Source organism: Mycobacterium sp. IDUB_37 (genome assembly GCF_055419245.1).
The window spans coordinates 307,113-313,154 of sequence record NZ_JBVAXG010000008.1; the positions used below are offsets into that span (position 1 = coordinate 307,113).

3 protein-coding genes and 1 pseudogene are annotated in these 6,042 nt (G+C 63.0%); all 4 read left to right on the forward strand.

Going from position 1 to position 6,042, the window contains the following annotated elements; genetic code table 11:
• Nucleotides 1-554 (forward strand): annotated as a pseudogene (locus ACZY1I_RS24805) (hypothetical protein); the annotation flags it as partial.
• A gap of 747 nt (nt 555-1,301) precedes the next feature.
• A complete protein-coding gene (locus ACZY1I_RS24810; RefSeq protein WP_463758586.1) occupies nt 1,302-2,360 on the forward strand; it encodes an EspA/EspE family type VII secretion system effector in 1,059 nt (352 codons plus the stop codon).
• Between the two features lie 155 nt (nt 2,361-2,515).
• Nucleotides 2,516-4,009: an EspA/EspE family type VII secretion system effector gene (locus tag ACZY1I_RS24815; RefSeq protein WP_463758558.1), complete on the forward strand. Its 1,494-nt coding sequence runs from the start codon at nt 2,516-2,518 to the stop codon at nt 4,007-4,009.
• Nucleotides 4,010-4,149: 140 nt separating this feature from the next.
• Entirely contained in the window at nt 4,150-5,196 is a 1,047-nt protein-coding gene (locus ACZY1I_RS24820) for an EspA/EspE family type VII secretion system effector (protein WP_463758561.1), read from the forward strand.
• Nucleotides 5,197-6,042: the final 846 nt, after the last annotated feature.

Consider the following 6,042-nt stretch of genomic DNA (forward strand, 5'->3'; position numbering starts at 1 on the left):
GTGTGGGTGTGGCCCCGGCGGGTGGTCCGGTTGCGGCGGGGGTTGGTGTTGGTGGTGCGACGACGGTTGGGGGTGTGGTGGCGGTCCCGATCACTACTGTGCAGCCGGGTAGCGCTGCGGCGGTGGACGGTTCTGCGGCTGTGACCGCTGATCGACGCGATGCTGCCACCGCTGGCCCTGCCGGTCTTGTTGCTGCTGAGGGTGCCTTGTCGGTAGCGAGCGGCCCGGTGTCGCTGACGTCGGGCGTGGTAGGTGCGCCATCTGCCGAGCCTACGCTGGCTCAGTTGCTCACCCTGTCCAACGCGTCGGTGCCAGCGCCGGGGTGCGCTGACTCGACTCGTGCGGTGCGAGGGAAAACATCCCCGTCGGGGGCTGTCGCTGCTGGACCGGCGAACCTCGACCGGGACGGTGGCGATAGTGCATCACCGGTCGCTCTGGCAGATTCCGATGACCCGATCGGGGTCGGCGCCGCTCCGGTAACCCGCCGTGCACCCACCCAGACGAGCAGCGCCGCGCCCGCAGCGACACCGGCAACACTGGACGCAGAGGACTAGGAGCCACCGTCACTACCCCGCAGAGACTGTCCAGCGCGTTCGAGGCTTTCCGCCGCCGTACGACCGCGTCGCGCAGACGACACGCACCAGGGCCTCCCGTCTTGCGGTCCAGGTCCGCGCGCCGCGTGTTCCATCCCGATCTGCCCCGCGAAAGTAGTGCGTAAACAATGGGCTGGGCGTTGACACGCTCGAACTACTAAGACATTCGGAGGTTGAACGGTGTCGATTTTCGCTGAAGCTGCTGCCATTATTAACGGCCTGCTAGGCCTCGGTGGAAATACTGCCGGACTGTACCGGGACATTGACGGCGGAGTCCCATCACAGCGTGAAAACGCTGCCGCCACTGCTATCGGCCTGACTGGAAATGCCGCTAGCGTCGCCGGACCCTCCACTATTGGAATACTGGGCACAACGGCCCTGCGGCAGCTGAGGAGCAGTCAAGATATATATTCTGCAGCTTTGTACTCCTATGACCATCTGCGGGAAAACTCCACAGGTTTGGATCGCTTAGGCAATTTATCGAATCGTAGGCATACAACGGGCTATGCCGAGCGAGCGGCGTATACTGCATATTACAATGATCTTGGTAACAGAAACCTCGAGAAGGATTACTACAATGCCTGTGGGCTCAATCAAGAAGCAAAGTTAGCGACACGGAGAAGCGAGGCGCAAGCCACGAGCGATCGCCTTAAAGCAGAGGCCGCTTCACAGAAATATGACAGCCTGACGTCTAATTCGGGTTTGAGTGTGATTTTGTCTGCGTTGTCGGTGGTGGAGTTTTTGGAGTTGTTGGTGGGTTTTGGTGCGCCGTTTGATGGGCAGTGTTTAGCGGCGGGTGCGCAGGGGTTTGTGGGGGTTGATTCGGTGTTGGCGGCGGGGTCGGCTGGTCAGCGGTGGCGGGGTGGGGCCGCGGATGGTTATGGCGGGCAGAACGCCGCGCAGCGGCAGCGTGCGCAGGCGATGGTGCAGGCGGATGGGTCGTTGGAGGCGATCGCCCACAATCAGGGTTTGTGGGTGGATCATGCCCGGTTGGTGTTGGGTGCTGATGCGACGCTGCTGGGTGTGGCGTTGGCCGCGGAGGTGGCGCTGGCGTTGTCTCCGGAGGCGGGGCCGGCGTGGGCGAAGTGGTTCGCTTACACCGTGGCTGGACTTGGTGTGGCGGCCGCGGTGGGCATCGTTAGCACTGTGTTGGCGTTTTCGAAGCAGAACGCTGAGGCGGCTGACGCGTTAGCTGGGGACTACGCGGGGCTGGGTGTGGGTGTGGCCCCGGCGGGTGGTCCGGTTGCGGCGGGGGTTGGTGTTGGTGGTGCGACGACGGTTGGGGGTGTGGCCGTGGTCGCGATCACTACTGTGCAGCCGGGTAGCGCTGCGGCGGTGGACGGTTCTGCTGCTGTGACCGCTGATCGACGCGATCCTGCCACCGCTGGCCCTGCCGGTCTTGTTGCTGCTGAGGGTGCCGTGTCGGTAGCGAGCGGCCCGGTGTCGCTGACGTCGGGCGTGGTAGGTGCGCCATCTGCCGAACCTACGCTGGCTCAGCTGATCACCCTGTCCAACGCGTCGGTGCCAGCGCCGGGGTGCGCTGACTCGACTCGTGCGGTGCGAGGGAAAACATCCCCGTCGGGGGCTGTCGCTGCTGGACCGGCGAACCTCGACCGGGACGGTGGCGATAGTGCATCACCGGTCGCTCTGGCAGATTCCGATGACCCGATCGGGGTCGGCGCCGCTCCGGTAACCCGCCGTGCACCCACCCAGACGAGCAGCGCCGCGCCCGCAGCGACACCGGCAACACTGGACGCAGAGGACTAGGAGCCACCGTCACTACCCCGCAGAGACTGTCACCGTGGGTGCGCTCAGCCTGTAGGACGGAACTATTAGTTCGCGCGGTCACCGCGAACCACAGCGTGGAGTCTCGGTCGGCGCCTCGCCGAGTCTCGCTTAGAACGGCTTGACCAAATTGCTGTATGAACCCGTTAACGGGCATTGATAAGCTCTACACAGTAGGGGATGGAGGGTCAAAGTTGTCGATCTTTGCAGAGGCTGCCGCCATAATTGGTGGTTTGCTGGGACTTAGTGGCAACTGTGCCGGACCTTACTTAGACGTGAACGGCGGCACTGCACCCACCGGTGACAACACCGCCGCTGTGGTCATGGGCGTAATGGGGAATACCACCAGCATTAAGAGCGGCATCCTTGCCGAGGCGATGCGCGAACACCCGAGTAGAACGATTGCCGGGGCCGGACTGATCGCCGACGAGAAACTTAGACGCCAGAGCGAAGTTGCAATGACGCGTTGGCAGCTGCAGGGGAAATCCAAAACTCCGGAGCCCGCTGCGATCATAAAACGCTATAAAACTACCCAAAAGGAATTCGAAAATGCGCAAGCAAAACTTGATGAGATAGCAAATCACGAAACTATGCGCCGTGAGCAAGGGTGGTGCGAGGATTCGACGACAAATGTGATCCTGGCGGCCTTGTCCGTGGTCGAGTTGTTGGAGTTGATGGTGGGGTTTGGAAGGCCCTTTGATGGGCATAGTTTGGAGGCGGGCGCTACGGGCTTTGTAGGGGTTGATAAGCAATTGGCGGCGGATTTGGCCGGTCAGCGTTGGCAGGGTGTGGCCGCGGATGGGTACTGCGGGCAGAACACCTCACAGCGGAAACTGTCGGAAGCGATGGTGCAAGCGGATCGATCGCTGGCCGAAATTACCCATAATCAAGGCGTATGGGTCGATCGTGCCCGGACGGTGCTCGGCGCTGACGCGACGCTGATGGGCGTGGCCCTGGCTGTCGAGGTGGCCCTTTACATGTCGCCCGAGGCGGGCCCGGTGTGGGGCAGGTGGTTTGCATTGACGGTGGCCGGCCTGGGAGTGGCGGCCGCGGCGGGGATCGTGACCACCGTGTTGGCGTTTTCGATCCAAAACGGCGAAGCGGCCAACGCTTTGGCCAACCACTACGGTCAGCTAGGCGAGGGGGCAGCCCGTGCAGGTGATCTGGTCGTGGCACGGGTGGGTGGATCCACGCAGACAACGGTTGGACGGGCAGCGGCGGTACCGATCGCCAGTACAGACGCGCACGCCGGTGCGCCCGAAGGCGCGGCTTGGGCGGCAGCCGCCGCTGACCGCCACGAAACACTCAGTAGCTCACCCGCCGCCGCCGATCCCACTCCCCGCCTGGTGCGGACATCACCGCTTGCCCCGCAGCCGGTCTCGTTCAGTGCGCCGGTCAATCGACTCACGCCGGGGCGGCTGACCGGCCTCTCCAAAGCATCGGCCGAAACATCCGGACACCCTGGTTCGGTCTCGAAGCGCACCCCAGGCAGCAACGACACTGCACCGCCGCCCGTGCAGGCACGTACCAGCCATCCGCAGGGCTTCGCTACCAAACCAGATGTGCTTGTGGCCGGGCGATCACTCATTGACACGGCTGCAGCTAACGGCTTATTGGAACCATCCTGTTGACCCTATCGACGGTGTTTCCGACCCTGTCCGTAGGTATCTGGCGGCCGGCAATTGGTCCCCAGGACCGCAGGCGCAAACCGCGAAATTTGCGGGTTGCCGCCTTGGCGCATCATTTACAAATTTAGTCAGGGGATTGAGCGATGTCTGTTTTCGCTGAGGCGGCCGCCATTATCAACGGATTGTTGGGCCTTGGTGGCAACACCGCTGGCCTGTACCTGGATATCAACGGGCAGCAGCCAGCGACCGCCGAACGCGCCGCATCTTCAGCTCTGGGCCTGATCAGTAACGCGGCGGGGACCATCGGCGGATCTGCCGTTGGCATGGCGAGCGTCACTAGAAACCAGTCGGCACTTGATGCTGCGCGACAAGCTGCGTCCAAACTCCAAGACGCCAATAACAAGCTCGTGGACGCGTCTTTCAGGCAAGGTTTTAGCGATGCTAAATTTCAATCCGCAATTGCTTCAGTGCGTGATATGCAGAAGATGCAAGCAGGCGGCCGGTGGACGATGAATATCCGGCCTAGGGCGGATTGGAATTTTGATGACGTCCCACCAATAATCAGAGACGCTTATACTACAGCGGAACATGATCTAAAGGCCGCGACAAATGATGTGGAGTCGGCGAAGGGTGAGGTTAATCAGCGACAAGATGAGGTTAAGCGCACGGAACAAGCTCAGGTAGCTCAGGAGCGGTCCGATAGGAACTTGAGCGTGATTTTGTGGGCGTTGTCGGTGGTGCAGTCGTTGGAGTGGACGTTGGGTTGTGGGGCTCCGTTCGATGGGCAGTGTCTTGAGGCGGGTGCAGCGGGATTTGTGCGAGTGGGTGAGGTGACGGCGGCCGGGTTTGCTGCTCAGCAGTGGGAAAGTGTTGCTGCTGATGGCTACGACGGGCAGAACAGTTCGCAGCGCAACGACGCTGATGCGGCGGCGCAGACGGATCGGTCGCTGGCTCAGATTGCCGCTAATCAGGGGGGTATGGGTGGATCATGGCCGGCTGGTGTTGGGCGTAGATGCGACGCTGCTGGGAATTGCCCTCGCTGTGGAAATGGCGCTGTCGGTGTCGCCGGAGGCCGGACCGGTGGTGGCGAAATGGTTCGCACGTACCGTGGCCGGTCTTGGGGTGGCGGCTGCGTCGGCGATGGTGGCCGCGGTGTTGGCGTTCTCGTTCCAAAATGCTCAAGCTGTTGACGCGTTGGCCAGTGGCTACGACCGGCTGGGTGCCGGCGGGGCCACTGCGGGTAGTACGGACGTTGCAGCGCTGGGTGTTGCTGGATCTACGACGGTCGCGCCTGCGTCGGAGGTGCCCATCACCACCCCGGATTTTCAATCCGCCTCACCCCGAGGTCCCGTCGCAGCGGCAGCCTCCGATCCCCGCTTCGCCCCGAAACGCAACTCCGCGCCCGCAGTCGTTAGCGGGGGCACTTTGTCGCGGGTAGTTACCGGACCGGTGTCCCCGGCATCGGTCCAGTTCCTCCCTGCGGGTGCAAACTCAACGCAGGCTTCACTGAACGGCGCAGCGGTTCCGCGCTCCCCAGCGCCTGCGGCAGCCAAACCGATTGGTGCACCAGTTCCCGTTACCCCCCGAACCCGGGCTTCTACCGAAGACGTGTCGTCAACGACCGCGCCGCCAGGAACCACCCCGTCCGTCAGCACTGGCGCCAGCGCCATGGCGGGCGCAGCCGCTACTCGACGAGCAGTTCCCCGTACCCAGGCAACCGCTCATGCAGAATCTGCGGCGCCGGAACCACTGCTCGTCGAGGTTTAAACCACCACGCATCACCCACCGAAAACCGTTCGGCCTCAACATGTTCGGCAGGGTGCGGCGAACAGCCGAAGGCGCCAAGCTGCATCCTGGCGTCAGCCCGAAGTCGCGCAAAGGCTGCCTCTTGTCGCCGCGACCGCGTTGGCGGCTGCGCTGCGAAACTGGCCGCTTAAGTCAGCACGCCTGGCTCTGTAGGGAGTCCCGCGACCGGGAGTGGTGCGCGCTGGGAAGCGGCACCGCTCATTCCCTTCTCAGCTGCCGCGTACATGTCG

Excerpts from the sequence above, each read along its gene's own strand:
- ACZY1I_RS24815 (WP_463758558.1), top strand. The coding sequence starts at position 2,516 with ATGAACCCGTTAACGGGCATTGATAAGCTCTACACAGTAGGGGATGGA.
- ACZY1I_RS24820 (WP_463758561.1), top strand. The coding sequence starts at position 4,150 with ATGTCTGTTTTCGCTGAGGCGGCCGCCATTATCAACGGATTGTTGGGC.